This is a genomic window from Streptomyces clavifer, assembly GCF_036345975.1.
In the GTDB taxonomy this organism is placed as follows: domain Bacteria; phylum Actinomycetota; class Actinomycetes; order Streptomycetales; family Streptomycetaceae; genus Streptomyces; species Streptomyces clavifer.
On sequence record NZ_CP107793.1, the window covers coordinates 6,391,302 to 6,417,288 of the forward strand.

Annotated in this window: 21 protein-coding genes; 11 read left to right on the forward strand and 10 right to left on the reverse strand. The window is 72.3% G+C overall.

What is annotated here, in order from left to right:
- Positions 1-35: 35 nt before the first annotated feature.
- A complete protein-coding gene (locus OG927_RS27765) occupies positions 36-1,817 on the reverse strand; it encodes a 3-hydroxyacyl-CoA dehydrogenase family protein (protein ID WP_056792205.1) in 1,782 nt (593 codons plus the stop codon).
- A 355-nt stretch (positions 1,818-2,172) separates the two neighbouring features.
- On the opposite strand from OG927_RS27765, the gene OG927_RS27770 reads away from it, so the two are divergent.
- On the forward strand, positions 2,173-2,745 hold the full coding sequence (locus tag OG927_RS27770; RefSeq protein ID WP_330320962.1) for an adenylosuccinate lyase: 573 nt from the start codon (positions 2,173-2,175) through the stop codon (positions 2,743-2,745).
- On the opposite strand, the gene OG927_RS27775 is transcribed toward OG927_RS27770, so the two are convergent.
- The 3 genes from OG927_RS27775 to OG927_RS27785 all read right to left on the reverse strand — a co-directional run bounded on the left by OG927_RS27775 (position 2,723) and on the right by OG927_RS27785 (position 6,089).
- Positions 2,723-3,286, reverse strand: coding sequence for a GNAT family N-acetyltransferase (locus tag OG927_RS27775; RefSeq protein ID WP_330320963.1), 564 nt, complete (start codon positions 3,284-3,286; stop codon positions 2,723-2,725). The two genes, OG927_RS27770 and OG927_RS27775, sit on opposite strands and share 23 nt — an antisense overlap.
- Before the next feature lie 45 nt (positions 3,287-3,331).
- The gene (locus tag OG927_RS27780) at positions 3,332-4,921 is read right to left on the reverse strand and encodes an alpha/beta hydrolase (RefSeq protein WP_330320964.1); all 1,590 of its coding nucleotides are present in this window, start codon (positions 4,919-4,921) and stop codon (positions 3,332-3,334) included.
- Positions 4,922-5,048: 127 nt separating this feature from the next.
- Entirely contained in the window at positions 5,049-6,089 is a 1,041-nt protein-coding gene (locus OG927_RS27785; protein WP_330320965.1) for an Rv2578c family radical SAM protein, read from the reverse strand.
- Between the two features lie 148 nt (positions 6,090-6,237).
- Between OG927_RS27785 and OG927_RS27790 the strand changes: the two genes are divergently transcribed.
- Together OG927_RS27790 and OG927_RS27795 are read left to right on the forward strand one after the other, a co-directional pair.
- Positions 6,238-6,681, forward strand: a complete 444-nt coding sequence (locus OG927_RS27790) for an SRPBCC family protein (RefSeq protein ID WP_056792220.1) — start codon at positions 6,238-6,240, stop codon at positions 6,679-6,681.
- Positions 6,682-6,880: 199 nt separating this feature from the next.
- Positions 6,881-9,298, forward strand: a complete 2,418-nt coding sequence (locus tag OG927_RS27795; protein WP_124280628.1) for an MFS transporter — start codon at positions 6,881-6,883, stop codon at positions 9,296-9,298.
- 65 nt (positions 9,299-9,363) lie between these two features.
- Here OG927_RS27795 and OG927_RS27800 read toward each other — a convergent pair whose 3' ends face one another.
- Genes OG927_RS27800 through OG927_RS27810 form a run of 3 tightly spaced genes read right to left on the reverse strand, consistent with a single transcriptional unit; the run spans position 9,364 to position 13,093 of the window.
- Complete coding sequence (locus OG927_RS27800; protein WP_056792222.1) at positions 9,364-10,440, reverse strand: acyltransferase family protein; 1,077 nt, start codon at positions 10,438-10,440, stop codon at positions 9,364-9,366.
- A complete protein-coding gene (locus OG927_RS27805; RefSeq protein ID WP_056792223.1) occupies positions 10,440-12,686 on the reverse strand; it encodes a bifunctional polysaccharide deacetylase/glycosyltransferase family 2 protein in 2,247 nt (748 codons plus the stop codon). Before OG927_RS27805 ends, OG927_RS27800 begins: the two co-directional genes overlap by 1 nt.
- Positions 12,686-13,093 (reverse strand): hypothetical protein, encoded by a 408-nt coding sequence (locus OG927_RS27810; RefSeq protein WP_056792224.1) that lies wholly within the window; start codon positions 13,091-13,093, stop codon positions 12,686-12,688. The genes OG927_RS27805 and OG927_RS27810 overlap by 1 nt, the downstream gene beginning before the upstream one ends.
- A 291-nt stretch (positions 13,094-13,384) precedes the next feature.
- Here OG927_RS27810 and OG927_RS27815 point away from each other — a divergent pair, with 291 nt between their 5' ends.
- Entirely contained in the window at positions 13,385-14,389 is a 1,005-nt protein-coding gene (locus OG927_RS27815) for a chitinase (protein ID WP_056792504.1), read from the forward strand.
- A gap of 30 nt (positions 14,390-14,419) precedes the next feature.
- Here OG927_RS27815 and OG927_RS27820 read toward each other — a convergent pair whose 3' ends face one another.
- The gene (locus OG927_RS27820; protein ID WP_056792225.1) at positions 14,420-15,310 is read right to left on the reverse strand and encodes a LysR family transcriptional regulator; all 891 of its coding nucleotides are present in this window, start codon (positions 15,308-15,310) and stop codon (positions 14,420-14,422) included.
- A 128-nt stretch (positions 15,311-15,438) separates the two neighbouring features.
- On the opposite strand from OG927_RS27820, the gene OG927_RS27825 reads away from it, so the two are divergent.
- The gene (locus tag OG927_RS27825) at positions 15,439-16,443 is read left to right on the forward strand and encodes an aldo/keto reductase (RefSeq protein WP_319102159.1); all 1,005 of its coding nucleotides are present in this window, start codon (positions 15,439-15,441) and stop codon (positions 16,441-16,443) included.
- Between the two features lie 142 nt (positions 16,444-16,585).
- Here the strand turns inward: OG927_RS27825 and OG927_RS27830 are convergent, their stop codons facing one another.
- Entirely contained in the window at positions 16,586-17,668 is a 1,083-nt protein-coding gene (locus tag OG927_RS27830) for a magnesium and cobalt transport protein CorA (protein WP_330320966.1), read from the reverse strand.
- Between the two features lie 273 nt (positions 17,669-17,941).
- Between OG927_RS27830 and OG927_RS27835 the strand changes: the two genes are divergently transcribed.
- The 6 genes from OG927_RS27835 (at position 17,942) to OG927_RS27860 (ending at position 25,353) form a co-directional block, all read left to right on the forward strand.
- On the forward strand, positions 17,942-18,778 hold the full coding sequence (locus OG927_RS27835) for a M55 family metallopeptidase (protein ID WP_056792227.1): 837 nt from the start codon (positions 17,942-17,944) through the stop codon (positions 18,776-18,778).
- On the forward strand, positions 18,771-20,111 hold the full coding sequence (locus OG927_RS27840) for a M20/M25/M40 family metallo-hydrolase (RefSeq protein WP_056792228.1): 1,341 nt from the start codon (positions 18,771-18,773) through the stop codon (positions 20,109-20,111). The genes OG927_RS27835 and OG927_RS27840 overlap by 8 nt, the downstream gene beginning before the upstream one ends.
- A 22-nt stretch (positions 20,112-20,133) precedes the next feature.
- Positions 20,134-22,143: a S9 family peptidase gene (locus tag OG927_RS27845; protein WP_056792229.1), complete on the forward strand. Its 2,010-nt coding sequence runs from the start codon at positions 20,134-20,136 to the stop codon at positions 22,141-22,143.
- The gene (locus OG927_RS27850; protein ID WP_319102166.1) at positions 22,140-23,093 is read left to right on the forward strand and encodes a S66 peptidase family protein; all 954 of its coding nucleotides are present in this window, start codon (positions 22,140-22,142) and stop codon (positions 23,091-23,093) included. Before OG927_RS27845 ends, OG927_RS27850 begins: the two co-directional genes overlap by 4 nt.
- 138 nt (positions 23,094-23,231) lie before the next feature.
- Positions 23,232-25,007 carry a CocE/NonD family hydrolase gene (locus OG927_RS27855; protein WP_330320967.1) on the forward strand — a complete coding sequence of 592 codons (1,776 nt, stop codon included), beginning with the start codon at positions 23,232-23,234 and terminating at the stop codon, positions 25,005-25,007.
- A 112-nt stretch (positions 25,008-25,119) separates the two neighbouring features.
- A complete protein-coding gene (locus tag OG927_RS27860) occupies positions 25,120-25,353 on the forward strand; it encodes a LapA family protein (RefSeq protein ID WP_056792232.1) in 234 nt (77 codons plus the stop codon).
- 166 nt (positions 25,354-25,519) lie between these two features.
- Here the strand turns inward: OG927_RS27860 and OG927_RS27865 are convergent, their stop codons facing one another.
- The gene (locus tag OG927_RS27865) at positions 25,520-25,873 is read right to left on the reverse strand and encodes a DUF6204 family protein (protein ID WP_330320968.1); all 354 of its coding nucleotides are present in this window, start codon (positions 25,871-25,873) and stop codon (positions 25,520-25,522) included.
- Positions 25,874-25,987: the final 114 nt, after the last annotated feature.

Consider the following 25,987-nt stretch of genomic DNA (forward strand, 5'->3'; position numbering starts at 1 on the left):
GGGGCCCCAGCAGCCCGCCCCACCCGGCTCCCGGCTCAGCGGCGGGCATATTCGCGGAAGCCGCGCCCCGTCTTGCGGCCGAGGCAGCCGGCGGCCACCAGGTGCTCGAGCAGCGGCGCCGGGGCGAGACCCGGGTCGCGGAACTCGTTGTGCAGAACCTTCTCGATGGCGAGCGAGACATCGAGCCCGACGACGTCCAGGAGCTCGAACGGACCCATCGGGTAGCCGCCGCCCAGCTTCATCGCCGCATCGATGTCGTCGAGCGTCGCGTAGTGCTCCTCCACCATCTTGATCGCGTTGTTGAGGTAGGGGAACAGCAGTGCGTTCACGATGAAGCCCGCCCGGTCACCGCAGTCCACCGGGTGCTTGCGCACCTTCGCGCAGACCTCGCGGACCGTGGCGTGCACGTCGTCCGCGGTCAGCACCGTGCGGACCACCTCGACGAGCTTCATCGCGGGAGCCGGGTTGAAGAAGTGCATCCCGACGACGTCCTCGGGGCGCGACGTCACCTTGGCGATCGCCACGACCGGCAGCGACGAGGTGGTGGTGGCCAGCACCGCGCCCGGCTTGCAGACCTTGTCCAGCATCGTGAACAGCTGCTGCTTGACCTCCAGGTCCTCGGCGACCGCCTCGACCGCGAGGTCGACGTCGGCGAAGGCGTCCAGCGAACCGGCCGCGGTGATCCGGGCCAGCGTCTCGTCCCGTGCCTCCGCCGTCAGCCGCCCCTTGGCGACCGAGCGCTCCAGCGACGTGCCGATCCGGGCCCTGGCCGTGTCCGCCTTCTGCAGGCTGCGCGCCGCGAGGACCACGGTGAACCCGGCCTTCGCGAAGACCTCCGCGATGCCCGAGGCCATCGTCCCCGAGCCGGCGACCCCGACCGAGGACACCTCGCGCCCGGCCACCCGGTCCGCGCTCTCCTTCGGGGTCAGGGCGTCCGGAACCACGCTCTGACCGCCGGGAGCGTCGTACGTGTAGAAGCCGCGGCCCGTCTTGCGGCCGGTCAGGCCCGCCTCGCTGAGCTGTCCCAGCACGGGGGCCGGGGCGTGCAGCCGGTCGTGCGACGCCGCGTACATGGCCTCCAGGACCGTGCGGGCGGTGTCGATGCCGATCAGGTCGAGCAGGGCCAGGGGGCCCATCGGCAGACCGCAGCCCAGCTTCATCGCCGCGTCGATGTCCTCACGGGAGGCGTAGTTCGCCTCGTACATCGCGGCAGCCTGGTTGAGGTACCCGAACAGCAGGCCGTCCGCGACGAATCCGGGCCGGTCGCCGACCGCGACCGGCTCCTTGCCCAGCTCGCGGGCGAGCCTGGTCACGCACTCCACGGCCGGCGGCGCGGTCAGCACGGAGGAGACCACCTCGACGAGCTTCATCGCGGGTGCCGGATTGAAGAAGTGCAGGCCCAGCACGCGCTCGGGGTGCCGGGACTCGGCGGCCAGCCGGGTCACGGACAGGGCGTTCGTGCCCGTCGCGAGGATCGCGGTGGGGGAGACGACGGCGTCGAGCTCCCGGAAGACCTGCTGCTTGATCTCGTACGTCTCCGGCACGACCTCGATGACCAGCTCCGCGTCCGCCGCGGCCTGCAGGTCGGAGAACGTGCGGAAGCGGGCGAGGACGTCGCGCCGCTCCTGCTCCGTGATCCGCTCGCGCCGCACGGCGCGTGCGGTGGAGGCCTCCAGTGAGGCGACGGCCTGACGTGCGGCGGCTTCGCTGATGTCGATGCCGATGACCTCGCGGCCGGCGCGGGCCAGGACCTCGGCGATGCCGGTTCCCATGGTGCCGAGGCCGACGACGGCAATGGTGCTGAGCGGGGTGTCCATCACGGGACTCCTGGGTGAGTGACGGCTGAGGAGCACGGCGGCGCGCGTGGTCGTGACCAACCGGCGCTCGGCGTGCGGAAGTCGCATGTCGTGGTGCACGGGTCCCGCGTGCGTGGCACGCCCGGACCGTGGACCGTCGAAGGGTGGCGGACCCCGTCCCGGGTCACGCCTCACAAAGCTGCCGAACCGACAAGCACTCCGGGTGGCTGCGTCACCAGGCCACCGGAGCCGCGGGGGGTGTGTCCCGCTCACATGAGGCTAACCGGCGGGTAACGAGCGCGCCAGTCCTGAACTGTTGTGCACTGGCCCACACTTTCGCCCACCACGTTCCGTGTGCGTCGATAAACTGACCGTCATGGATGAGGAGTTCCGCTCACTGACGGACCGGCTCCGGGCCGAGGCGGGGGACTCGGCGGCCTTTCGCCGACTCGTCGCCACGCAGGACGACGAGGAGCTGGCCGCCATCCTCGTCGAGCGTGAACGCCCGCTGTGGGCCCGCGAGATCGCGGCGTTCCGGCTCGGCTGCCGCGGCGACCGCCGGGCCTTCGAAGCGCTGGTCCTGCTGCTCAACCACCGTGATCCCGAGCGCTGCGTCTCGGCCGCGCACGCCCTGCTGCTCCTCGGCGACCCCCGGACCCCCAGGGCCGCCGCCGCTCTGGCCGGGAACGCCCTGCGCACCGCCTACGCCCTGTACCCGGTGCGTCTGCTGGCCGCGCTGCGCGCCCCCGAGTCCGTACCCGCGCTGGTCGGCACGCTGCGCCGGCTGCTGACGCCCGGAGAGCCGCACTGGCGGGTCGCGCTCGCGTGCGTGGAGGGTCTGGGAAGCCTGGGCGACGCGGGTGCCCGCCCGGTGCTGGAAGCGGCCCTGCCGCACCCTCGCCTCGGTACCGCGGCGGCCGATGCGCTCAGCCGGCTGCCGGCCCGCTGAGCGTGCGCACGTAGCGGACCTCCGGCACCGCTGCGCCCCCAGTCTCGGAGGACTCCTCGGCGCCGTCCGGCAGGAACCCGGCCCGCTCGTAGAAGCGGCGGGCACGCGTGTTGTCCCTGAGTACCCAGAGGGCCATCTCGTGGAAACCCGCCGTCGCGGCGCGGGCGGTCAGTTCGGACAGCAGTGCGCGACCCGCCCCCGTGCCGATGCGCTCCGGGTGTACGTAGAGCGCGTACAGCTCGCCGCGGCCGGACGGTGCGCCGGCATCGCGGCAGGGGCCGTAACACGCCCAGCCGGTCACCGCGGAGTCCGCTGCCAGGGACACCGCGTGCACCTGCGGGCCGCCCGCCGCGAAGGTACGCCGACGCAGCTCGGCTTCCCGGGCGACGTCCATGGCGTCCAGATACGCCTGCGGGACCAGCCCGGCGTACGCCGCCTGCCAGCCGCGCACCCGGATCTCGGCCACGGCATCGCAGTCGCCGGGCTCCATGTCGCGTACGCGTACGCCGGGGGCGTCCGCGGGGGAGGGCCGTGTGGTCATGCAGTCCATCCTCGCGTACGCCCCCGGCGGGAGGCCGCGCCGGGTTCAGCCGCGGAAGCCGAGCAGGCCGTGCAGCGCGCTGCCCTTCGCGTCCGTGCCCGCCTTCGCGGTCGTCAGCGGCTTCGGCTCGGGCAGCGCGTCGCAGACCGCGTCGGCACCGCTGCCCGCGGCCCGCGGGACGGTGCCGTCGGTGAGGTAGTCCACCAGGTACGCGTCCAGGCAGTCGTTGCCGCTCAGGCTGATGCCGTGGTTGCCGCCACCCTGTTCGACGACCAGGGCCGATCCCCTGAGCTTGCGGTGCAGGGTGGCGCCGCCCTCGTACGGGGTCGCCGCGTCGTCGGTGGCCTGCAGCAGCAGGGCCGGCGGGATCCTGTGGTTGCTGACGCCCACCGGGGTCAGCGGCTCCACCGGCCAGGTAGCGCAGGGGGCGTTGTACCAGGTGTTGTTCCACGCCATGAAGGGGGCCTTGCGGTGGGCCTGCCAGGTGTCGTTGCGCCAGGTGCTCCAGGTCCGGGGCCAGGCGGCGTCCCGGCACTGCACCGCCGTGTAGACGGAGTACCCGTTGTCACCGGCGGAGTCGCCAGCGGCGAAGTTCTCGTAGGCGGTGATGAGCGCGTCCTCGTCGTGGTCGTTCACGTAGGCCGCGAACGCCTCTGCCAGGTGGGGCCAGTAGCCGTTGTAGTACCCGCCCGGCAGGAACGTGTCCTCCAGCTCGCTCGGGCCCACCCTGCCGCCCGCGGGGGCGGCCTTCACCGCGGCGCGCATCCGGTACCAGGCCGCCTCGACCCGCGCCGGGTCGGTGCCCAGGCCGTACACGGTGTCGTTCTTCGCGACCCAGGCCGCGAACGCCTTGTGGCGGGCGTCGAAGGCGTGGTCCTGGGCGAGGTTGTCCTTGTACCAGACGCCGTCCGGGTCGACGACCGAGTCGAGCACCAGGCGCCGCACCCGCTCGGGGAACAGCTTGGCGTACACGGCGCCGAGGTAGGTGCCGTAGGAGTACCCGAAGTAGTTGACCTGCCGGGCGCCGAGGGCGCGGCGGATCACGTCGAGGTCCTTCGCGGCGCTGACGGTGTCCATGAACGGCAGCAGGTCGCCGTGCCTGGCGCCGCAGGCGGCGGCGAAGGCGGCAGCCCGGTTCCGGTTGGCCTTCTCGGCCTCGTAGGAGTCCGGCACGGCGTCAGGACGCACCGGGTCGAAGTGTTTCGGTACGCAGTCCAGGGCGGGGGTGCTCTTCCCCACCCCGCGCGGGTCGAAGCCGATCACGTCGTACTGGGCGGCCAGGGCCGCGGGGAGCGAGGCCGCCACGAAGCCGGCCATCGAGAGCCCGCTGCCGCCCGGGCCGCCGGGGTTGACCAGCAACGGGCCCTGGGTGGTCTTCGCCGTGTGCGGGATCCGGGACAGGGCGAGGGTGATCCCGCGCCCCGACGGGCGGTCATGGTCCAGCGGGGCGCGGACCGTCGCGCACTGCAGCCGTGGGTAGGCCTTCGTCGCGCAGGCCGTCCACTTCGGCGTGGGCGGTGCGGCGGCGGGTGCGGTGGACGCGACGGATCCGGTGGACGCCGCGGTCGGGACCGCGGTCACCAGACCCGCGACCGTGGCGCCGACCGCGACCAGGATTCCTGCACGTGTTGTCATATGGCCTCCCGTGGTGGAGGGAGCGCGCCTGTGAGCGGCACAGCCCCCGCCGGATGCTCCCCGAATCCGGGCACGGCAGGACGTATCCCCCGAGAGTTGACCCGATCGAGCGTGTCCGCGGGTGCGGTCAGAGCAGGGTCAGCTGCGTGGGTTCCGGGCCGTCCGGCAGCGGAACGGGCACGTCGGGCACCGGGATCCGGCGGGCCTCGCCCCGGTGCGCGGGACCGATGCCGAACTCGGCCGCCAGCTCGTGCACCCGGCGGGTGATGCCGCGCTGGTACCAGGTGGGCGCGTACGCCCCGTCCGCGTACATCCGCTCGTACCGCGGTACCAGGTGGGGGTGGTGCTGCCCGAGCCACTGCATGAACCACTCGCGGGCGCCGGGCCGCAGGTGCAGGACGAGCGGCGTCACCGAGGTCGCCCCGGCGGCGGCGACGGCGCGGACCGTGGCGCGCAGCTGGTCGGGGTGGTCGCCGAGGAAGGGGATGACCGGTGCCATCAGGACCCCGCAGTCGATGCCGTTGTCGGTGAGGGTGCGGACGACGTCCAGGCGGCGCTCGGGGGACGGGGTGCCCGGTTCGACCGTGCGCCAGAGCTCGCGGTCGGTGAAGCCGACGGAGACGGAGATGCCGACCTCGGTGACCTCGGCCGCCTGCCGCAACAGCTCCAGGTCGCGCAGAATCAGGGTGCCCTTCGTCAGGATCGAGAAGGGGTTCGCGTGGTCGCGCAGCGCCGCGATGATGCCGGGCATCAGCCGGTACCGCCCCTCGGCCCGCTGGTAGCAGTCGACGTTCGTGCCCATCGCGATGTGCGCTCCGTGCCACTGCCGTGAGGCGAGGTGACGGTCCAGCAGCTCACCGGCGTTGATCTTGACGACGATCTGCGAGTCGAAACCGAGCCCGGTGTCCAGGTCCAGATAGCTGTGGGACTTGCGGGCGAAGCAGTACACGCAGGCGTGGGAGCAGCCCCGGTAGGGGTTCACCGTCCATTCGAACGGCATGCGGGACGCGCCGGGCACCCGGTTCACGATCGAGCGGGCCCTGATCTCGTGGAAGGTGATGCCCCGGAATTCGGGGGTGTCGAAGGTGCGTGTGGTCACCGCGTCCGCGGCGAAGAGCGCGCCGTTCCCCGCCTTTGCGGTGTTCTCGGCCAGATTGTCCCAGCGCATGGACGCCTCCTAGGTAGCACTGCGCAGAGAATAGAACACTTGTTCCCTTGATCGTGCACGTGCGAACACGGGGCCCGATTTTGAGGGGCCGTACCGGAGGTGGTTGGCTCAGCAGCACCCCGAACATCCGATTGCTGGAGGAACAGGCATGGCGCAGGTCGAGGCCACGACAGAGCGAATCATCGCGGCGGACGCAGAGACGGTGTTCGATGCGCTGGCCGACTACAAGGAGGTCCGGGGCAAGGTGCTGACCGGGCACTTCAGCGAGTACGAGGTGCGCGAGGGCGGAGACGGCGAAGGCACCCTCGTGCACTGGAAGCTGCAGGCCACCAGCAAGCGGGTGCGCGACTGCCTGCTCGAGGTCACCGAGCCGACCGACGGACAGCTGGTCGAGAAGGACCGCAACTCCTCGATGGTCACCACCTGGGTCGTCACGCCGGCCGGGGAAGGCAGGTCCAAGGCCGTCGTCACGACCGTCTGGGACGGCGCCGGCGGCATCGGCGGATTCTTCGAGAGGACCTTCGCCCCGAAGGGACTCGGCCGGATCTACGACGAACTGCTGCAGAACCTGGCCACCGAGGTCGAGAAGTAGCTCCTGCGCCCACTCCGCGGCGTCGCAGCCGGCCTCACCGGAACGGGTGGTTTTCCGGGACGGCCGGTTGTGCGCCGTAGCGCCTCCCACCGGCGCATAAGCCCTTGGTGCGCGCCGCGCGCACGCCCGGTCGCGTTTGCCCCGCCTCACCGCCTGGTGCGAGAAATGGGCGGCGCAGCAGCGACGAGGGGAGCGTCACGTGGTGGGTGGGATCACTCTGGTGAAGGACGAGCCGAGTGGTGCGGGAGGCGCCGCGTCGGCGCCGCCCCCACCGCCCGCCCCGTCGCCGGAGGACATCGGCCCCCGCCGCATCCGCCTCGTTTTCCTGGGGCTGATGCTCACCCTGCTCCTCGCGGCGCTCGACCAGATGATCGTCGCCACCGCCCTGCCGAAGATCGTCGGTGAGCTGCACGGCCTGGACAAGATGTCCTGGGCGGTCACCGCCTATCTGCTCGCCTCCACGATCGGACTGCCGGTCTACGGGAAGCTCGGCGACCTCTTCGGACGCAAGGGCGTCTTCCAGTTCGCCATCGTCGTCTTCGTCATCGGCTCGGCCCTGGCCGGCTGGTCGCGCACCATGGACGAGCTCATCGCCTTCCGGGCCGTCCAGGGGATCGGCGGCGGCGGACTCATGATCGGTGTCCAGGCGATCATCGCCGACATCGTCCCGCCGAGGGAACGCGGCCGCTACATGGGCCTCATCGGGGCCGTCTTCGGCCTCGCCTCGGTCGCAGGTCCGCTGCTCGGCGGCTTCTTCACCGACCACGCCTCCTGGCGCTGGTGCTTCTACATCAACGTGCCGTTCGGGCTGGTGACCCTCGCCGTCATCGCCGTCGTGCTGAAACTCCCCAAGCCGGCCGTCCGCCCCCGCCTCGACGTGCTCGGCGCCCTTCTGCTCGCCGCCGCCTCCACCTGCCTGGTGCTGCTCACCAGCTGGGGCGGCACCGAGTACGCCTGGGGTTCGCGCACCGTCCTGGGGCTGGCCGCCGGGGCCGTCGGAACGATCCTGCTCTTCCTCGCCGTCGAGCACCGCGCGGCCGAACCCGTCATCCCGCTGCGGTTGTTCCGCGACTCCGTCTTCAATGTCACGGCCCTGGTGGGAGGGGTCGTCGGGGTCGCGCTCTTCGGTGCGGCCAGCTATCTGCCGACGTATCTCCAGATGGTCGAGGGCGTGAGCGCCACCGAGTCCGGACTGCTGATGCTGCCCATGATGGGCGGCATCGTCGGCGCGTCCATCGTCTCCGGGCAGCTGATCACCCGTACCGGCCGCTACCGGATCTACCCCCTCGTCGGCAGCGCCGTCTCGACCGTCGGCATGTGGCTGCTGTCCCTCCTGGACACCGACACCCCGCCGCTCGTGTACGGGATCTGGCAGGCGGTCCTCGGTATCGGCATCGGTCTGGTCATGCCCGTCCTCGTACTCGCCGTCCAGAACTCCGTGCGGCCCGCCGACCTGGGTACCGCGACCAGCGCCAACAACTACTTCCGGCAGATCGGCGGCAGCGTGGGCGCCGCGATCTTCGGAACCCTGTTCGCGGGACGGCTGGCGGACGCGCTCGGGGTGCGGCTCCCCTCCGGAGCCGATCTGCCCGATCCGGAGTCGATCACCCCGCAGCTGGTCCACGCGATGGAGCCCGCCCTGCGCGACGCCTACATCCAGGCGTACGCCGACGCGATGCCGCGGATCTTCCTCTACCTGGTGCCGGTGCTCCTGCTCGGCCTGTTCCTCGCGTTCTTCCTCAAGGAGAAACCCCTGGTGTCCCACCACATCCCCGGCACGGCCGCCGACCCGTCCGCGACGCACCCGACGATTCCCGCGGCCCGCGTCGACCCCGGTCCGCCGCAGTCCGGGCGGCTGCCGGGCGTCCCGGTCCGCGGCAGCGTCCAGCACCCCGACGGGACGAAGGTGGGACGGGCGGCGCTGACCCTCATCGACGTCCAGGGTCGGCAGATCGGACGCGGCGCGAGCGGTGACGACGGGCGGTACGCCCTGAGCGCGCCCGGCGCCGGTTCGTACGTCCTGATCGCCGCGGCGGGCGGGCACCAGCCGCAGGCCGTCAGCGTCACGGTCGGCGAGCGGCCGGTGGAGCTCGACGTGGTGCTCGGAGGCGCGGGACGTCTCGCGGGCACGGTCGTCACCCCGGACGGGGCACCGGTCCGCGACGCGGCGGTGACCCTCACCGACGTGCGCGGCGAAGTCGTCGCCACGACCCGCTCGGGGCGCGAAGGCGGTTACGTGATCGGCGAGCTGGTGGCCGGCGAGTACACCCTGGCGGCCGGCGCCCCGTCCTTCCGCCCCGCCGCCCTGATGGTCAGCGTGCAGGCGGCGCGGGAGACCAGGCAGGACATCGAACTGGCCGGCGGGGCCGTGCTGCGCGGTGTCGTACGGGCCGCCGGCGGACGGGTCGTCGAGGACGCCAGGGTCACCCTGCTGGACGCGGCCGGCAATGTCGTCGGCACGCTCACGACCGGGCCCGACGGAGCGTTCCGCTTCGTCGACCTGTCGACGGGTGAGTACACGGTGATCGCCGCCGGCTACCCGCCGGTCGCCACCGTGCTCCAGGTGCCGGGTGGCGGACGGACCGAACGCGACCTCCAGTTGGGGCACGAGGACTGAACGTGCTCTCCGGCGGTGCGCGAGGGCCGGGAAGCCGGTGCGCGAGGGCCCGGCCCCCGGTGTCCTCACGGCAGCAGGCGCGGCCCCCGTCCGGCCGCGACGTCCTCGACCCACCCGAGACAGAGCACCGCGGCCGCTGTCAGCACCCACGCGACGCCGAACTGCACCCACGGGCTGTCCAGCGGAAGACGCCGTTCCAGCATCGGTACCTCCCACATCAGATCGATCAGAGGCACAGCGGCCATCAGCGCCACCTCGTGCCAGAGGTAGACGGTCACGGCGCGCGCGTTGAACACGGTGACGATCCGGTCGGCCACCGGACGGCGCGCGAGCGCGTCGAACCGTGGACGGAAGCGCATCAGGAGCAGCACGAAGCCGGCCGACCACAGCGCCTGGGCGAGCGGGATGTCGTCCAGGTCGACGGAGCCGTCCACCGGGTGCCGCACCGCCCACCAGGCACCGGCCGCCATCAGCGGCAGCGCGGCGGCGGCCACCCGGGCGCCCCGGAGCCGGTCCAGCGCACCCTCCCGGTGCGCGAAGCCCAGCAGCCAGCAGAACAGGAACACCGACAGGTCGCCGATCGCACTGCCCAGCCGCCCCTCCGGCACGCCCCCTGCCCCTGCCTCCAGAACCACGACGGGCACGAGCGACAGCCCGAGCACGGGGAGGGGAGCCGACCGGAAGACGCGCAGCAGCACCGGTGACAGCAGCACGAACCACAGATACGCGCGCAGGTACCAGAGCACCGCCCAGGCCTGCTCGCCCCACGCGTCGCCCCGCGGATCACCGAGCGGGAGCACCCAGTACAGGACGTCCGGCCCGGGGACCCAGCCGTGCAGCAGCATCGCCGCCCCGAGCACGAGACCGAAGACCCAGACCGGGATCAGCAGCCTGCGCAGCCGGCCGCGGATCACCCCCGCGGCCGGCCGCGCCAGTGAGCGGGCCATGAGCGAGCCGGCCAGCGCGAACATCACCCCCATCGAGGGGAAGAGGAACCCCAGCCAGGGCCATTCGAAGGTGTGGTAGGTCACCACCCGTACGAGCGCGAACGCCCGCAGCACGTCGAACGAACGGTCGCGGCCGGTGCCCGGCACGGTCGCCGGGGCCGGGGCGGGAGCCGTCCTGCGGTGCGCACCCGCCATCACCCCGCCTCCGGGCCGGGGCGGGGCGTACCCACTTCGCCCGTGCGCTTCAGCTTCTGCCAGCGCAGCCGGCCGCCCGTCGCGGCGGTCACGCACGAGTGGATCAGCACCAGGTACATCAGCTGCCGGTAGGCGAGCTGCTGGAGCGGGAGCATCAGCAGGTAGCGGTACTTCTCCCGGTCGAGACGGAAGGCGTAGGCCGCGCAGAACAGCTGCACCCCCAGCACCGCGAGCCAGGCGAGCAGCGAGGCGCGGAAGTCCACGAAGGCCATCGCGTAGAGCGTGAACACGTCGATGAGCGGGGCGAACACCGGTGTGACGATCTGGAAGAGGACGACCAGCGGCATGCCGACCCGGCCGAAGCGCCCGGACGGGCCCTTGTCGGTCACGGACCCTCGGTGCTTCCAGAGCGCCTGCATGGTGCCGTAGCTCCAGCGGTAGCGCTGACGCCACAACTGCGCCATCGAAGCGGGTGCCTCGGTCCAGGCCCGCGCGTGTTCGGCGTACACGACCCGCCATCCCGCGCGGTGCAGGGCGATCGTGATGTCGGTGTCCTCGGCCAGCGTGTCCTCGCTCATCCCGCCGGCCTCCAGGACCGCGGTGCGGCGGAACGCCCCGATGGCGCCCGGGATGGTGGGCATGCAGCGCAGCAGGTCGTACATCCGGCGGTCCAGGTTGAAGCCCATCACGTACTCGATGTGCTGCCAGGCGCCGATCATCGTGGAGCGGTTGCCGACCTTCGCGTTGCCCGCGACGGCACCGATCGCCGGGTCGGCGAAGGGCTGCACGAGCTGGTGCACCGTGCCGGGTTCGAAGACGGTGTCGCCGTCCATCATCACGACGATGTCGTGACGCGCCTGCCGCACACCGTGGTTGAGTGCGGCGGACTTGCCGGCGTTCTCCTGCCGGACGACCCGGACATGGGGCAGGCCGAGCGATTCGGCGATCTCGGCCGTGCCGTCGGTCGAGCCGTCGTCGACGACCAGGATCTCGATCGGATGGGTGCTCGCCGCCAGGGAGCCGAGCGTGTTCGCGATGCACTCCTTCTCGTTGTACGCGGGGACGATCACGGTCACCGGCCGGGTCACCTCCGCACCCCAGGAGAACCGGCGTCCGTCGCGCTGCCGGTGGTGGCGCCGTGCGAGGAGGAGCATCAGGCCGAACCTGCCCAGCACGGCGAATCCGACGACGGCCAGCACCGCCGCCAGCCCGGGCACGGTCCATTCCGCGACCGCGACGGCGGCGAGCAGCGCGCGGCCCTCCCACCGCGTGGCCGTGTCCGCCGTGCGGTGGGCGGCCTGCGCGGAGTCGCCCCGTGCGTCCTGCGCACGCTGCGGGCCCTGTGTTCCGGGCCCGGCCCCCTCGTCCTGCTCCGTCCCGGCGGCCTGCTGCCGGGCGCCGCTCACGGTGGTGAAGGTGTAGCCCTTCGCCTTCATCTTCTTGATGTACTTCGGCAGCGCGGCCAGCGTCTCGGAGCGGTCGCCGCCCGCGTCGTGGAAGAGGACCGAGGCCCCCTCCCCGTCCTTCGGGGTCGCCCACTCGATGATCTTGGAGACGCCGGGGCGCTGCCAGTCCTCGCTGTCGGTGTCGATGAACACGCTCGTGTAGCCCATGGCGCCGAGCCGCTGGTAGACGGGCCAGCTGTAGTCGTCGACGGCGTCGTTCGTCGAGGAGTACGGGGCGCGGAACAGCGTCGTCGTGATGCCCGCGGCGCCCGCCAGCGCGAGCTGCGTCTGGGCGATCTCCCGCTCGACCCGGGCCTCGCTCTGGTAGGAGAGGTCGACATGGGTGAAGGTGTGGACCCCCACCTCACTGCCGTCGTCGACCATCCTGCGCACCACGTCCGGGTAGCGCGCGATCATCGAGCCGACGAGGAAGAAGGTGCCCGGCACGTCGTTGTCGTCCAGGATGTCGAGGACCTTCCCGGACCACTCGGGGTCGGGGCCGTCGTCGAAGGTGAGCACGATCGTCTTGTCCGGTACGGACTGCGTACGGGCGGTGCCGCCGGCGAAGCTCAGGAGCGGCCCTCCGTCCAGGACGCTCTGCGGCACGGTGTCCGACGACGCGTCGGAGCGCACCCGCTGGTCGTTGCCGACCTCGGCCCGGAGATAGCCGTCGAGGAGCATCACGCAGACGAGTCCCAGCAGCAGGAGCAGGGCCATCACCACGCGTGGTTTCGGGACCGCCCGGCGCCGGACCCGGTCGATCGCGCGGGGTGTGGCGTGCCGTCGGCGGGACGCGGCCATCAGCCCTCCCCGCCGGACGGGGCCGTCGTGGCGGACGAGGAGGGCGTGCCGCTCGGTGGCGCCCCCGAGCCGCCCGGTGCGGGGCCGTGTCCAGGCCGCGCTCCACCGCCCGGGCCGGCCCCGGCTGCCGGGCCGCCTTCGAAGGGCAGCAGCTGGGAGGGGGTCAGCGAGATGCCGCCCATGAAGGCGAGCCCCAGCACGGCGGCGTAACCGGCGCAGGTGACGCCCAGCAGTGTCCCGGCGCGGCGCAGCAGCCGGGCCCGACGGCCGGAACCGTCCACGAACACAGGTCCCTCCGGGGACCGTCCTGCGGTGCGGGAGCGTCCTGCCGTGCGGTGCTGCCCGGCGTGTGCGCGGCGCCTGCCGCGTGGCGCCGGGTCCTTCTCGATGACGGGATCCGATTGCATGTGCGCATGCTGACGAACCCCGATGTGCGAAGTCTGGAGCTTTGCTGGCCGCACGCTGTGAATACGGCCCGAACCTGTCCGGCCGCTGAGTGGCCGGCGGCCCCCGCAGGACACCCGGGGAGAGCAACAGACTTTCCCTCATGCCTAGTTGACTGCGACGGGCGGTTCCTGTGGACCTCTTCCCATGAGTTCCCTGTGTCTTCGCGCGGGCCCCGGATGTGAGAGGTTCTGTGGTGTCCCGGCGTCCACGTGCCGTTTCTGGGCGCACATTCGAGAACAGGTGCACACATGATGCAAAGGCGAACACGGGTTCCCTCCGTCGTTGCCGGGCTGGTCGCGCTGGGCCTCGCGTGCTCGGCCTGCGCGACCGGGACGGCGGCGTACCGGACCGACGGGGCGGGCGCCTCCCCGCCCCGGGCCCCGCAGACCGCCTACACCCCGTACGTCAGCGCCACGACAGCTGCCGACACCGACGGCGCGGCGTCCCCCGACACGTACAACCTGGCCTTCGTGACCTCCGACGGTTCCGGCTGCACGCCCGTCTGGGGCGGCACCGAACCCGCCACCAGCGACGCGGTCGTGGCCCGTGCCGCCGCGCTCACCGACACCGGGGCCGACCTCCGGGTCTCCTTCGGCGGGGCCGCGGGCACCGAGGCGGCACTCGACTGCGACAGTGCGCAGGAGCTGGCCGACGCCTATGCCGAGATCCTCGACGCGGTCGGCGCCACCAAGGCCGACTTCGACATCGAGGGCGACGCGCTCACCGACGAGGTCTCGGTCGCCCGCCGCAACGAGGCCCTCGCCCTCCTCCAGAAGGAACGCGACCTCGACCTCACGTACACGCTCCCCGTGATGCCCGACGGACTCGAGGACACCGGGCTCGCAGTCGTCCAGGACGCCGTCGACCAGGGTGTCCGCCTCTCCGCGGTCAACATCATGGCGATGAACTACAGCAGCTCCCACAGCGGGGACATGGGCGACTACGCGGAGCAGGCCGCGCAGGCGGCCCACGACCAGCTCGTGGACGTACTCGGGCTGTCGCGGGACGCTGCCTGGCAGGCGCTGCACCTCACCGTGATGATCGGGGTCAACGACGTGGCGGGGGAGACCTTCACGCTCGCCGACGCCGCGTCGCTGCGCGACTTCGCCACCCGGAAGGGCGTCGGCGCGCTGTCGATGTGGGCGGCCTTCCGCGACCGGCCGTGCGCCGAGGGCGAGGACCTGACGGAGGCCGACGACGCCTGCAGCGGCGTCGCGCAGGAGCCGGGCGCGTTCGCCGAAGCCCTGAACGGCTGAGCAGCCGGCGGACCGGGAGGCCCCGCGGTCTCAGCGCAGCGCGTCCTCCCGGAGCAGCGTCATCAGCGCCCGCGCCCCCGGGCTCATGGCCCGGGACGGCGGGAGCAGCACCACGCTCTCGTACACCGGCCGGTGCGCCCCGTCGAGCTCCACCACCACGAGCCCCCGAGCCTCCTGCTTACGGCAGAAGTGGTGCGGCACCACCGCGATGCCGAGGCCTTCGTGGACCAGCTCCAGCAGGCTGTGCACGTCGTTGACCTCCAGCGCCACCGTGCGGCGCACCCCCGCGGCGGCGAACGCCTCGTCCGCCGCGCGCCGCGGGCCCCAGTCCGGGTGGAAGTCGATGAACGACTCCCCGTGCAGCCCGGTCCACGCCACCCTTGCCTCCTGACCGAGACGGTGGCCGGGGGCGCACAGGACGACCATGGGCTCCCGCGCCAGCGGCAGGAGCTCGCCCCGCCACTCCGGCGGGCTGACGGTGGCCGCGAACGCCAGGTCCAACCGCCCGCCGGCCACCCCCTCCAGCAGGCTGGAGGTGCCCTCCTGGCGGAGCCGGATCTCCATGTGCGGATGCTCCCGGTGGAACGCGGCGAGAAGCCGGGCAGGGCTGACCCCGGCCACGCACTGTTCGACCCCCAGCGTCAGCGTGCCGCGCAGCAGTCCCCGTACGGCGTCGACCGCGTCCCTCGCCGCCCTGGCCCCCGCCAGCGTCCGCTCGGCCTCCACGAGCAGGGCCTGCCCCGCCTCGGTCAGCCGCACCGTGCGCGTGGTGCGGCTGAACAGGGGGGTCCTCAGCTCGTGCTCCAGCGCCCGGACGGACGCGGACAGCCCGGACTGGGACACGGCGAGGCGCTCCGCCGCGCGGGTGAAGTGCTGCTCCTCGGCGACGGCGACGAAGTGCTCCAGCTGACGCAGTTCCATGATTGAGCAACCTAATCGATGAATCCCAGCGGAATCTCCTGTTGGACCGCTGGATCGATCTCCGCCAGTCTGGACACGCGCACCAGACCTGGCGCGCTCCCCCCGGACCTCTCCCGTGGAGTGCTCGCATGTACCTTCCGTCCGCCGACCGCTACACCGCCATGCCCTACCGGCGCACCGGACGCAGCGGCCTGCTGCTCCCCGCGCTGTCACTCGGGCTGTGGCACAACTTCGGAGGCGACCGGACGCCGGAGAGCCAGGGCGCGATCCTGCGCAGGGCCTTCGACCTGGGCATCACCCACTTCGACCTCGCCAACAACTACGGCCCGCCGCCCGGTTCCGCCGAGGTCGCGATGGGCCGCGCGCTGAAGACGGACTTCGCACGCCTCCGGGACGAGATCGTCATCTCCACCAAGGCCGGCTACCACATGTGGGACGGTCCGTACGGGGAGTGGGGCTCCGCCAAGTCCCTGCGCTCCTCGCTGGACCAGAGCCTGACGCGGCTCGGCGTCGACTACGTCGACGTCTTCTACTCGCACCGCTTCGACCCCGACACCCCGCTCGAGGAGACGATGCGCGCGCTGGACAGCGCCGTGCGCCAGGGCAAGGCGCTCTACGCGGGCGTCTCCAACTACTCCGCCGCGCAGACCCGCGAGGCCGCACGGATCCTCGACGACCTGGGCACCCCGCTCCTCATCCACCAGCCCCGCTACTCGATGCTGGACCGCTGGGTGGAGGACGACGGGCTGCTGGACGCCCTGGACGAGCTCGGCACCGGCTCCATCGCCTACTCGCCGCTGGAGCAGGGCATCCTCTCCGACCGCTATCTGCGGGGCATTCCGGAGGGCTCGCGCGCCGCGGGCGCCAGCCCGTTCCTCTCGGCCGACGCCGTCACCCCCGAGCTGGTGGCACGGCTGGGCGCGCTGAACGAGCTGGCGCAGGAGCGCGGGCAGTCCCTGGCCCAGCTGGCGCTGGCCTGGGTGCTGCGCGGCGGCCGGGTCACCTCCGCCGTCGTCGGCGCGAGCAGCGTCGCCCAGCTGGAGAACAGTGTGGCGGCGGTCCGCAACCTGGAGTTCGGCGAGGAGGAACTCACCCGGATCGACGAGCTCCTCAAGGGCGCGACCCGCTCCTGAGCACCTGAGGCCCCGCCGGCCCGGTGGATCGAAGCCCGTCGCGTGGGAACCCGCGGCGGGTTTCGACGGACCGGTGCCCCGTGGGGGAACGCGGTGACCGGTGCCGGCCGTCGCATTGGAACCCGCGGCGGGTTCCGGCGCGTCAGAGCCAGCCGTTGCGCCGGAACCCGCGGTGGATGACGAAGCACGCCACGGCCATCACACAGAGGACCGCGGGGTACCCGTAGGTCCACCGCAGCTCCGGCATGTGCGCGAAGTTCATGCCGTACACACCGCACACCATGGTGGGTACGGCGACGATCGCCGCCCACGCCGTGATCTTGCGCATGTCCTCGTTCTGGGCGACGGTCACCTGCGCGAGATGGGCCTGCAGCACGGAGTCGAGCAGCGCGTCGAAGGAGGCGATCTGCTCGGCCGTGCGGGCCAGGTGTCCGGCCACATCGCGGAAGTACGGCTGGAAGCCGGGGCCCACCGGCTCCATGGTCTGGCTCGCCAGCGCCTGGAGCGGCCGGTCCAGCGGGGACACCGCCCGCTTGAACTCGAGGAGTTCACGTTTCAGCTGGTAGATGCGGCCCGCGTCGCCCCGGCCCGCGTGCTCGCTGAAGACCGCGGTCTCCACGGCGTCGATGTCGTGCTGCATGGAGTCGGCCACGACGAGGTAGTCGTCGACCACCCGGTCGGCTATCGCGTGCAGCACGGCCGCCGGGCCCTGGGCCAGGCGCTCCGGCGTGGCCTCCAGGCCCTCGCGCAGCGGGCCGAGGGAGCCGTGGCTGCCGTGCCGGACGGTGATCACGAAGTCGGCGCCGGTGAAGACCATGATCTCCCCGGTGTCGACCACCTCGCTGGTCGCTGTGAGCTCCTCGTGCTCGACGTAGCGGCACGTCTTGAAGACGGCGAACAGCGTCCCGTCGTAACGCTCCACCTTCGGTTGCTGACGGGCGTGCACCGAGTCCTCGACGGCCAGCGGGTGCAGCTCGAACAGCTCGGCGACACCGGCGAACTCGGCGGCGGTCGGCTCGTGCAGGCCGAGCCAGACGAAGCCCCGGCCCGAGGAGCGGACCCGGCGCAGGGCCTCGTCCGCCGGGCAGTCCGACGGATGCCGCCGCCCGTCCTCGTACAGCACGCAGTTGACCACCGCGCTGCCGAGCGGGGAGCGTGCCGGATGGCTCAGGTCCACCGTGCCGCGGTAGACGCGGCGGACCGCACGGCGGAGATTGCGGATCATCGTCACTGCGGACTCCTTCGCACGGTCGGCGGCCAGTGTGCCATCCCTTACGGCGGAGCGTTTCCGCAGCTCGCGTCACTGGACTGGACCAGTGGTAGATCGGGGCTGCTCTGGTCCCGTGCCGCCCCGGCGCGTACCGTGATGCGGCACGAAGATCTTCCTCCCGGCGGACGGGCGGAGGGTCTCCGTCAGGCGTACGGATACCGGGGTCGCACGACCGGCGTGGTGGCCGTACGTACCGCACCCGACCGACGAACGACAGGACCGCGCACCGTGAAGATCCTCGTGAGCGCCGACATGGAGGGCGCCACCGGCGTGACGTGGCCGGCCGACGTGCTGCCCGGCACCCCGCAGTGGGAGAGGTGCCGCGCGATGTTCACCTCCGACGTGAACGCCGCGGCCCTCGGGTTCTACGACGGGGGCGCCGACGAGGTGCTCGTCAACGAGGCCCACTGGTCCATGCGCAACCTCCTCCTGGAGCAGCTGGACGACCGCGTCCAGATGCTCACCGGCAGGCACAAGTCCCTCTCCATGGTCGAGGGGATCCAGCACGGGGACGTCGACGCCGTCGCCTTCATCGGCTACCACACCGGTGCCGGTGCGGAGGGCGTGCTCGCCCACACCTACCTCGCCAACTCCATCACCGGGGTCTGGCTGAACGGCGTCCGTGCCAGTGAGGGCCTGCTCAACGCCCACGTCGCCGCGGAGTACGGTGTACCCGTCATCCTCGTCACCGGCGACGACCTGACCTGCAAGGACGCAGAGCTCTACGCCCCGGCCGCCCGCATGGTCGCGGTGAAGGACCATGTGTCGCGGTACGCCGCCGTGTGCCGCACCCCGGCCCGTACCGCCGCCGACATCAGGGCGGCGGCGAGCGAAGCGACCGCGCTCGCCGTGCGCCACGCGCCCGTGACGACGGGGGACGGCTACACGGTGCAGCTGGAGTTCGACGCCGAGCACCTGGCGGCGGCGGCGACCGTGGTTCCCGGAGTGGCGCGCGACGGCGAGAGGCGCGTCGCCTACACCAGCGGGACGATGTACGAAGGTATTCGCACGTTCAAGGCGGTGACGACGATCGTGTCGTCCGCCGTGGAGGAACAGTATGGCTGACACGACCAACCCGCCCGCCGTCGACGAGCTGGCGCTCGACGAGTCGGTGACGTTCACCTCCGAGCTGATCCGCATCGACACCACCAACAGCGGAGACGGCAGCTGCCGGGAACGCCCGGCCGCCGAGTACGTCGCCGAGCGGCTGGCCGCCGCCGGTCTGGAGCCCGCGCTGCTGGAGCGCACGCCCGGACGGACGAACGTGGTCGCCCGGATCGCGGGCACCGACCCGTCGGCCGACGCCCTGCTCGTGCACGGCCACCTCGACGTGGTGCCCGCCGAAGCGGCCGACTGGACCGTGCACCCCTTCTCCGGGGAGGTCCGCGACGGTGTCGTGTGGGGACGCGGCGCCGTCGACATGAAGAACATGGACGCGATGATCCTGTCCGTCGTCCGGGCCTGGGCCCGCGCCGGAGTCCGTCCCCGCCGGGACATCGTCATCGCCTACACGGCCGACGAGGAGGCCAGCGCCGCGGACGGCTCCGGCTTCCTCGCCGACCGGCACGCGGACCTCTTCGAGGGCTGCACGGAAGGCATCAGCGAGTCCGGGGCCTTCACCTTCCACGCAGGACCCGGCATGTCGCTCTACCCCATCGCCGCGGGTGAGCGGGGCACCGGCTGGCTGAAGCTGACCGCCGAGGGCAAGGCGGGGCACGGCTCCAAGGTCAACCGGGCCAACGCCGTCAGCGCGCTCGCCGCCGCCGTCGCCCGGATCGGGGAGCACGAGTGGCCGGTCCGGCTGACCCCGACCGTGCGGGCCGCCCTCACCGAGATCGCCGCGCTCCACCACATACGGGTCGACCTGGACGCGCCCGGTTTCGACGTGGACGAGCTGCTGGGCAAGCTCGGCCCGGCCGCCGCGCTGGTCGAGGCGACCGTGCGCAACAGCGCCAACCCGACCATGCTGGAAGCCGGCTACAAGGTCAACGTGATCCCGGGCCGGGCCACCGCCCACGTCGACGGCCGCATGCTGCCGGGCGCCGAGGACGAGTTCGTCGAGACCATGGACCGGCTGACGGGGCCCGGCGTCGACTGGGAGTTCGACCACCGCGAGGTGCCGCTCGAGGCACCGGTCGACTCACCCACGTACGCGAAGATGCGGGCCGCCGTCGAGCTGTTCGACCCGGGCTCCCACGCCGTGCCGTACTGCATGTCGGGCGGCACGGACGCCAAGCAGTTCTCGCGCCTCGGCATCACCGGCTACGGCTTCTCGCCGCTGAAGCTGCCCGTCGGCTTCGACTACCAGGCGCTCTTCCACGGCGTCGACGAACGGGTCCCGGTCGACGCCCTGCACTTCGGCGTCCGGGTCCTGGACCACTTCCTGCGCACTGCCTGACCGATCACGGGGGGAAACACTCATGGTGTCCACAGCGTCATACGGCTCATGGCCGTCACCGATCGACGCGGCGCTCGCCGCGTCGCACGACGGCCGGCCGGAGTTCGTCGGCAGCGTCGGCGACGAGGTGTGGTGGACGGAGCCGCGCCCGGCCGAGGGAGGCCGCCGTGCCCTCGTACGCCGCCGGGCCGACGGCACCACCGCTTCGGTGCTCCCCGAACCGTGGAACCCCCGCAGCCGCGTCATCGAGTACGGCGGGGCGCCGTGGGCGGGCGCGGCGCGGGGGACGGGCGGACCGCTGGTCGTCTTCGTCCACTTCCCCGACCAGCGGCTGTACGCGTACGCGCCGGACGGGCCCGACGCACCCTGGCCGCTCACCCCGGTGTCGCACACCGGCGACGGGCTGCGCTGGGTGGACCCCGAAATCCACCTCGACCGCGGCGGCAGCGGTGAGGTCTGGTGCGTGCTGGAGGAGTTCACCGGCGCGTCGCCCACCGACGTGCGCCGGGTGATCGCCGCCGTCCCACTGGACGGCTCGGCCGCCTCCGACCGCGGCGCCGTCCGCGAACTCACCGACGACCGGCACCGGTTCGTCACCGGTCCCCGGCTGTCCCACGACGGCCGCCGGGTCGCCTGGATCGCCTGGGACCACCCGCAGATGCCGTGGGACGGCACCGTCGCCATGATCGCCGAAGTCACCGCGGAGGGCCTCTTCACCGGGGTACGGCCCCTCGTCGGCGACCTCGACGAATCGGTTGTCCAGGTCGAGTGGGACCGGGACGGTTCCCTGCTCTTCGTGTCGGACATCGGCGGCTGGTGGGAGCTCCAGCGGATCCGGCCGGACGCCGTCGAGGGCGCGGTCGTGCCCAGCAGCCGGCTCTGCTCCGGACGCGGCGAGGAATTCGGCGGGCCGCTGTGGAAGATCGGTCTGCGCTGGTTCCGGCTGCTGGACAACGGGCTGATCGCCGTCATCCACGGCCGGGGCACCACCCGGCTCGGCGTGCTCGACCCGGAGACCGGCGAACTCGTCGACGCCGTCGGCCCCTGGACCGCGTGGGCCGAGACCCTCACCGTGCAGGACACCCGGGTCATCGGCATCGCCGCGAGCCCGCACACCTCGTACGAGGTGGTCGAGCTGGACACCGCGACCGGGCACACCCGCACCCTCGGCTCACCCCACCGGGACGCCGTCGACCCCGCGTACTACCCCGAGCCGCAGATCCGCACCTTCACGGGCCCCGACGGCCGCGAGATCCACGCGCACGTCTACCCGCCGCACCACCCCGACCGCACCGGCCCCGACGGCGAGCTGCCGCCCTACGCGATCTGGGTGCACGGTGGGCCCACCGGGCGTGACCCGCTCGTGCTCGACCTCGAGATCGCCTACTTCACCTCCCGCGGCATCGGCGTCGCCGAGGTCAACTACGGCGGCTCGACCGGCTACGGCAGGCTCTACCGCGAACGGCTCCGCGGACAGTGGGGCGTCGTCGACGTGGAGGACTGCGCCGCCGTCGCGCTCGGGCTGGCGGAGGAGGGTTCGGCCGACCGCGACCGGCTGGCCGTCCGGGGCGGCAGCGCCGGCGGCTGGACCGCCGCCGCCTCCCTCACCGGCACCGACGTGTACGCGTGCGGGGCGATCAGCTACCCCATCCTCGACCTGGAGGGATGGGCCACCGGCGAGACGCACGACTTCGAGTCGCAGTACCTGGAGTCGCTCGTGGGCCCGCTCGACGAGGTACCCGAGCGCTACCGGGAACGGTCGCCCATCAACCGCACCGACCGGCTCACCGCACCGTTCGTGCTGCTCCAGGGACTCGACGACCCGATCTGCCCGCCGATCCAGTGCGAGCGGTTCCTGGCAGCGATCGAGGGCCGCGGCGTCCCGCACGCCTACCTCGCCTTCGAGGGGGAGAGCCACGGATTCCGCCGCGCGGAGACCGTGATCCGCGCCCTGGAGGCCGAACTCTCCCTCTACGCGCAGACCTTCGGTATCGACCGCGCCGACGTACCGCGCCTGGAGCTGAAGAAGTGACCGGGAGGACCCTCCAGCCGCTCGCCCGGGCGGCGCGGCTGCGCCCCGGCGCCCGGGTCGCGGTGGTCGCACCCAGCGGGCCCGTGCCCGCCGACCGCCTCGAAAGAGGTCTCGACCTGCTGCGCGGGTGGGACCTGGAGCCGGTGGTCGCTCCCCACGTCCTCGACACGCACCCCGGGCTGGACCACCTCGCCGGCACCGACGAGGACCGCGCCCGGGATCTCCAAGAAGCCTGGTGCGACCCCTCCGTGGACGCCGTGCTGTGCGCCCGCGGCGGATACGGCGCACACCGCATGGTCGACCTCCTGGACTGGCCGGCGCTGCGGGCCGCCGGCCCGAAGGTGTTCGTCGGGTACAGCGACATCACCGTGCTGCACGAGGCGTTCGCGCTGAGGGCCGGATTCTCGACCCTGCACGGACCGATGGTCGCCACCGAGGTGTTCCTCAAGGACGCGGCGACCCAGGAGGCGCTGCGCTCCACCCTGTTCGCACCCGAGTCGGTGCGCACGCTCGGCCTGGACACGGCGGCGGCGCTGGTCCCCGGCCGGTCACGGGGGATCACCTACGGCGGCTGCGTGAGCCTGCTCGCCGCCGACGCCGGCACCCCGCACGCCCGGACCTCCGCCCGGGGCGGGCTGCTGGTGATCGAGGACATCACGGAGGACCCGCACCGGCTCGACGGCATCCTCACCCGGCTGCTGCGCATCGGGGCCCTCGACGGCGTCGCGGGGGTGGCGTGCGGTTCCTGGCAGGACTGCGGGCCGTACGAGCGGGTGCGCGCCGTGCTCGCCGACCGGCTCGGCGGCCTCGGCGTACCGGTCGTCGAGGAGCTGGGCTTCGGCCACGGCCCCACGGCTCTGACGATTCCGCTCGGCGTACCCGCTGTGCTGGACGCCCCGGCGGACGGCGGTCGCTGCACCCTCACCGCCGAGGTACCCGCGCTGCTCTGAAGCACGGACGGCGCCCGGGAAGTGAACAACCGTCGGGGAAACTCCGCCGCGTACGTTGACATCATGTGACCTGTGTCACAGCATGGGCCCGGCTCGGTACTTACCACTCGGTAGGGCGCCCTCGGTGCGGAGGTCCATGTGTCGCGTGCTGTCCCCAGGTCCCGCAGTCCCCTCACCTTCCTCGCCGGGGCGGCCCTCATCGCCCCGCTCGCCCTGCTCGGCGCCGGGCCCGTGTCGGCCGCCTCCGAGTTCACGGTGACCCCACTGGAGTTCACCGTGCGGGCGGGTGACCGGTCCTGCACCGTGGACGCCGACCTCTACCGGCCCGCCGGTGTCGACGCCGGGCACCCCGCCCCCGCCGTCCTCGCGACCAACGGGTTCGGCGGCAGCAAGTCCGACGGCTCCACCGACGCCATCGGCAGGGCCTTCGCCGCACGGGGCTACGTGGGCCTCGTCTACTCCGGCCTCGGCTTCGGCAAGTCCGGCTGCCTCATCACGCTCGACGACCCCGCGATCGACGGCAGGGCGGCCTCCGGCCTCGTCGACTTCCTCGCCGGGACACGGGCCGCCGACGACGGCACCCGGGCCGACTTCGTCACGGGGGACGGACCGGGCGACCCGCGCGTCGGCATGATCGGCGGCTCGTACGGCGGAGCCGTCCAGCTGGCCACCGCCTCCGTCGACCACCGGGTCGACGCCCTCGTCCCGCTCATCACCTGGAACGACCTGGCGTACGCGCTCTCGCCCAACACGACAGGGGCGGCCCGGGGCGTCTCCTCCGACACCCCCGGTGTCTTCAAGTGGCAGTGGACCAACGGGTTCTACCTGCTGGGCGAGGGGCAGCCACTGCTGGTCCCCAGCATCGACCCGTCCCGCTTCGGCAGCCCCGCGTGCCTGCACTTCGCCCCGCGGGCCTGCGACACCATCCGTCTCCTGAACTCCGGCCGCTACCCGGCCGACCGCACGGACGCGATGCTCGCCTACGCCCGCAGCGTCTCACCGGCCTCCTACCTCCCCGGGGTCACCGCGCCCACGCTGCTCGTCCAGGGCCAGGCCGACAGCCTCTTCAACCTCAACGAGGCCACCGCGACGTACCGGACGCTCCGGGCGCAGGGCACCACCACGAAGATGATCTGGCAGGCCTGGGGCCACAGCGGCGGCCAGGTACCCGGCGAACTCGACCTCGCCACGGGCAATCTGGAGACCAGTTACGTCGGGCAGCGGATCCTCGCCTGGTTCGACCGCTACCTCCACCAACGGCAGGACACCGACACCGGGCCCGCGTTCGCCTACTACCGGGACTGGACGAGTGGCTACGGCACCGCCCCCGCCGTGCCCGCCCCCTCCCGGACCCTCTACCTCTCCGGGGACGGCACCCTGGTGGACAGCCGTTCGAAGGTCACCCGCGGCAGCCGCCAGTACACCAACGCGCTCCTGCCGACCAGCCACTCCGAAAGCTCCCTGGCCGGACTCATCGGCCTGAAGGACCCGGCACCGTACGACACCAGGGGCACCCACCTGGGCTGGACCAGTGCCCCGCTGACCGCACCGGTGGACGTCGTCGGCGCGCCGAAGGCGACGCTCGAGGTGAAGTCGCCCACCGCGGAACGGGTCCAGAACAGCGGGGACGCGTCGGACCGGCTGGTCCTGTTCGCGAAGGTGTACGACGTGGCCCCCGACGGAACCCAGCACCTGGTGAACCGCCTGGTCGCACCGGTACGCGTGCCCGACGTCACGCGTCCGTTCACCGTGGAGCTGCCGGGCATCGTGCACCGGTACGAGGCCGGGCACCGGCTGCGGTTCGTGATCGCCGCGAGTGACACGGCGTACTTCGGGAACCGGGGCATCAAACCGGTCACGGTCGTCAGCGCCCCGCAGGACACCGGTGTCCTGGAGCTCCCCGTGGTCGGCTGACCGCCACCCGAACGGCCGCGCTCCACTGCCCCCGGGCCAGGGAGGGAGAGATCCTGGGGTCCGGGGACGGCCGTTCCTGGTCCAGGAGCCAGGACCCAGCGGAGAGGGTCACATGAGCCCGAAGGACGTATCCAGCGGCGCCACGGGCGCCTTCAGTCCCGGCCGCATCGCCGTCACCCTGCTGGCGGTCCTCGCGATCGTCTTCATCTGCGTGAACACCGACGAGGTCACCATCCGCGTCATCATCCCGAAGGTCACCATGCCGCTCTGGGCGGCGCTGCTGGGGGTGTTCGTGGCGGGTCTGCTCTGCGGCGGCTACGTGATGCACCGCCGCCGGGCCAGGTAGCCGCCGAGGTCCTCGAGCGCCCGTTGCGACGTGGTCCGGGCACCGCTTCCGGCACAGGAGGGTCCTCGGCCGCCTGCTGCCGCACGGCACGGGCCGCGTACACGCACGGTTCCGGCCGTCGTCGTCGCGGGGGACGCCACGGCCGTACCTCCCGCAGCGGTCGTCGTCACGCGGCCCCGGGCCCCCGCCGTCCCTTGTAGTTGATCTTCATGGTGTCCATGTCCGTCACGGAGCAGCGCAGTTCGCCGTGGCCGAGGCCCCGTGCGGCGAGGGCGGTCTCCGCGCGGTCCTGGGCGATCGCCGCCGCCATCTCGTCGCCGTCCGCCGGGTCCGAGACCACCACGTACCGGAAGCTGAAGTGCTTCAGCACGGTGTCGTAGGTGAGCGTCCCCTCCTCGGTGAACTGCATGGCCGCCAGGCCGTGCTGCTCCACCTCGGCCAGCAGCCGGTCCCTGCCCTCGTCCGTCAGCCCTTCCCAGGTGCCCCGCACGATCACCCGGTACGTGTGCTGCGTGCCCATCGTCCTGCCCGTCCTCTGCTCTGCCGGCGTGGAGAGGGAAGGCTACGACGACGAGGACGGATGGCGCGCGGGAATTTCCGCGGCCCGAGCGCCGTCCGTCCGCACGCCGTCCCG

Excerpts from the sequence above, each read along its gene's own strand:
- OG927_RS27810 (WP_056792224.1), bottom strand. The coding sequence starts at position 13,093 with ATGCAATCGGATCCCGTCATCGAGAAGGACCCGGCGCCACGCGGCAGG.
- OG927_RS27790 (WP_056792220.1), top strand. The coding sequence starts at position 6,238 with ATGGCGCAGGTCGAGGCCACGACAGAGCGAATCATCGCGGCGGACGCA.
- OG927_RS27840 (WP_056792228.1), top strand. The coding sequence starts at position 18,771 with ATGGCTGACACGACCAACCCGCCCGCCGTCGACGAGCTGGCGCTCGAC.
- OG927_RS27865 (WP_330320968.1), bottom strand. The coding sequence starts at position 25,873 with ATGGGCACGCAGCACACGTACCGGGTGATCGTGCGGGGCACCTGGGAA.
- OG927_RS27830 (WP_330320966.1), bottom strand. The coding sequence starts at position 17,668 with ATGATCCGCAATCTCCGCCGTGCGGTCCGCCGCGTCTACCGCGGCACG.
- OG927_RS27815 (WP_056792504.1), top strand. The coding sequence starts at position 13,385 with ATGCAAAGGCGAACACGGGTTCCCTCCGTCGTTGCCGGGCTGGTCGCG.
- OG927_RS27765 (WP_056792205.1), bottom strand. The coding sequence starts at position 1,817 with ATGGACACCCCGCTCAGCACCATTGCCGTCGTCGGCCTCGGCACCATG.
- OG927_RS27775 (WP_330320963.1), bottom strand. The coding sequence starts at position 3,286 with ATGACCACACGGCCCTCCCCCGCGGACGCCCCCGGCGTACGCGTACGC.
- OG927_RS27805 (WP_056792223.1), bottom strand. The coding sequence starts at position 12,686 with ATGGCCGCGTCCCGCCGACGGCACGCCACACCCCGCGCGATCGACCGG.
- OG927_RS27770 (WP_330320962.1), top strand. The coding sequence starts at position 2,173 with ATGGATGAGGAGTTCCGCTCACTGACGGACCGGCTCCGGGCCGAGGCG.
- OG927_RS27845 (WP_056792229.1), top strand. The coding sequence starts at position 20,134 with ATGGTGTCCACAGCGTCATACGGCTCATGGCCGTCACCGATCGACGCG.
- OG927_RS27800 (WP_056792222.1), bottom strand. The coding sequence starts at position 10,440 with ATGGCGGGTGCGCACCGCAGGACGGCTCCCGCCCCGGCCCCGGCGACC.
- OG927_RS27825 (WP_319102159.1), top strand. The coding sequence starts at position 15,439 with ATGTACCTTCCGTCCGCCGACCGCTACACCGCCATGCCCTACCGGCGC.
- OG927_RS27780 (WP_330320964.1), bottom strand. The coding sequence starts at position 4,921 with ATGACAACACGTGCAGGAATCCTGGTCGCGGTCGGCGCCACGGTCGCG.
- OG927_RS27860 (WP_056792232.1), top strand. The coding sequence starts at position 25,120 with ATGAGCCCGAAGGACGTATCCAGCGGCGCCACGGGCGCCTTCAGTCCC.
- OG927_RS27785 (WP_330320965.1), bottom strand. The coding sequence starts at position 6,089 with ATGCGCTGGGACAATCTGGCCGAGAACACCGCAAAGGCGGGGAACGGC.
- OG927_RS27820 (WP_056792225.1), bottom strand. The coding sequence starts at position 15,310 with ATGGAACTGCGTCAGCTGGAGCACTTCGTCGCCGTCGCCGAGGAGCAG.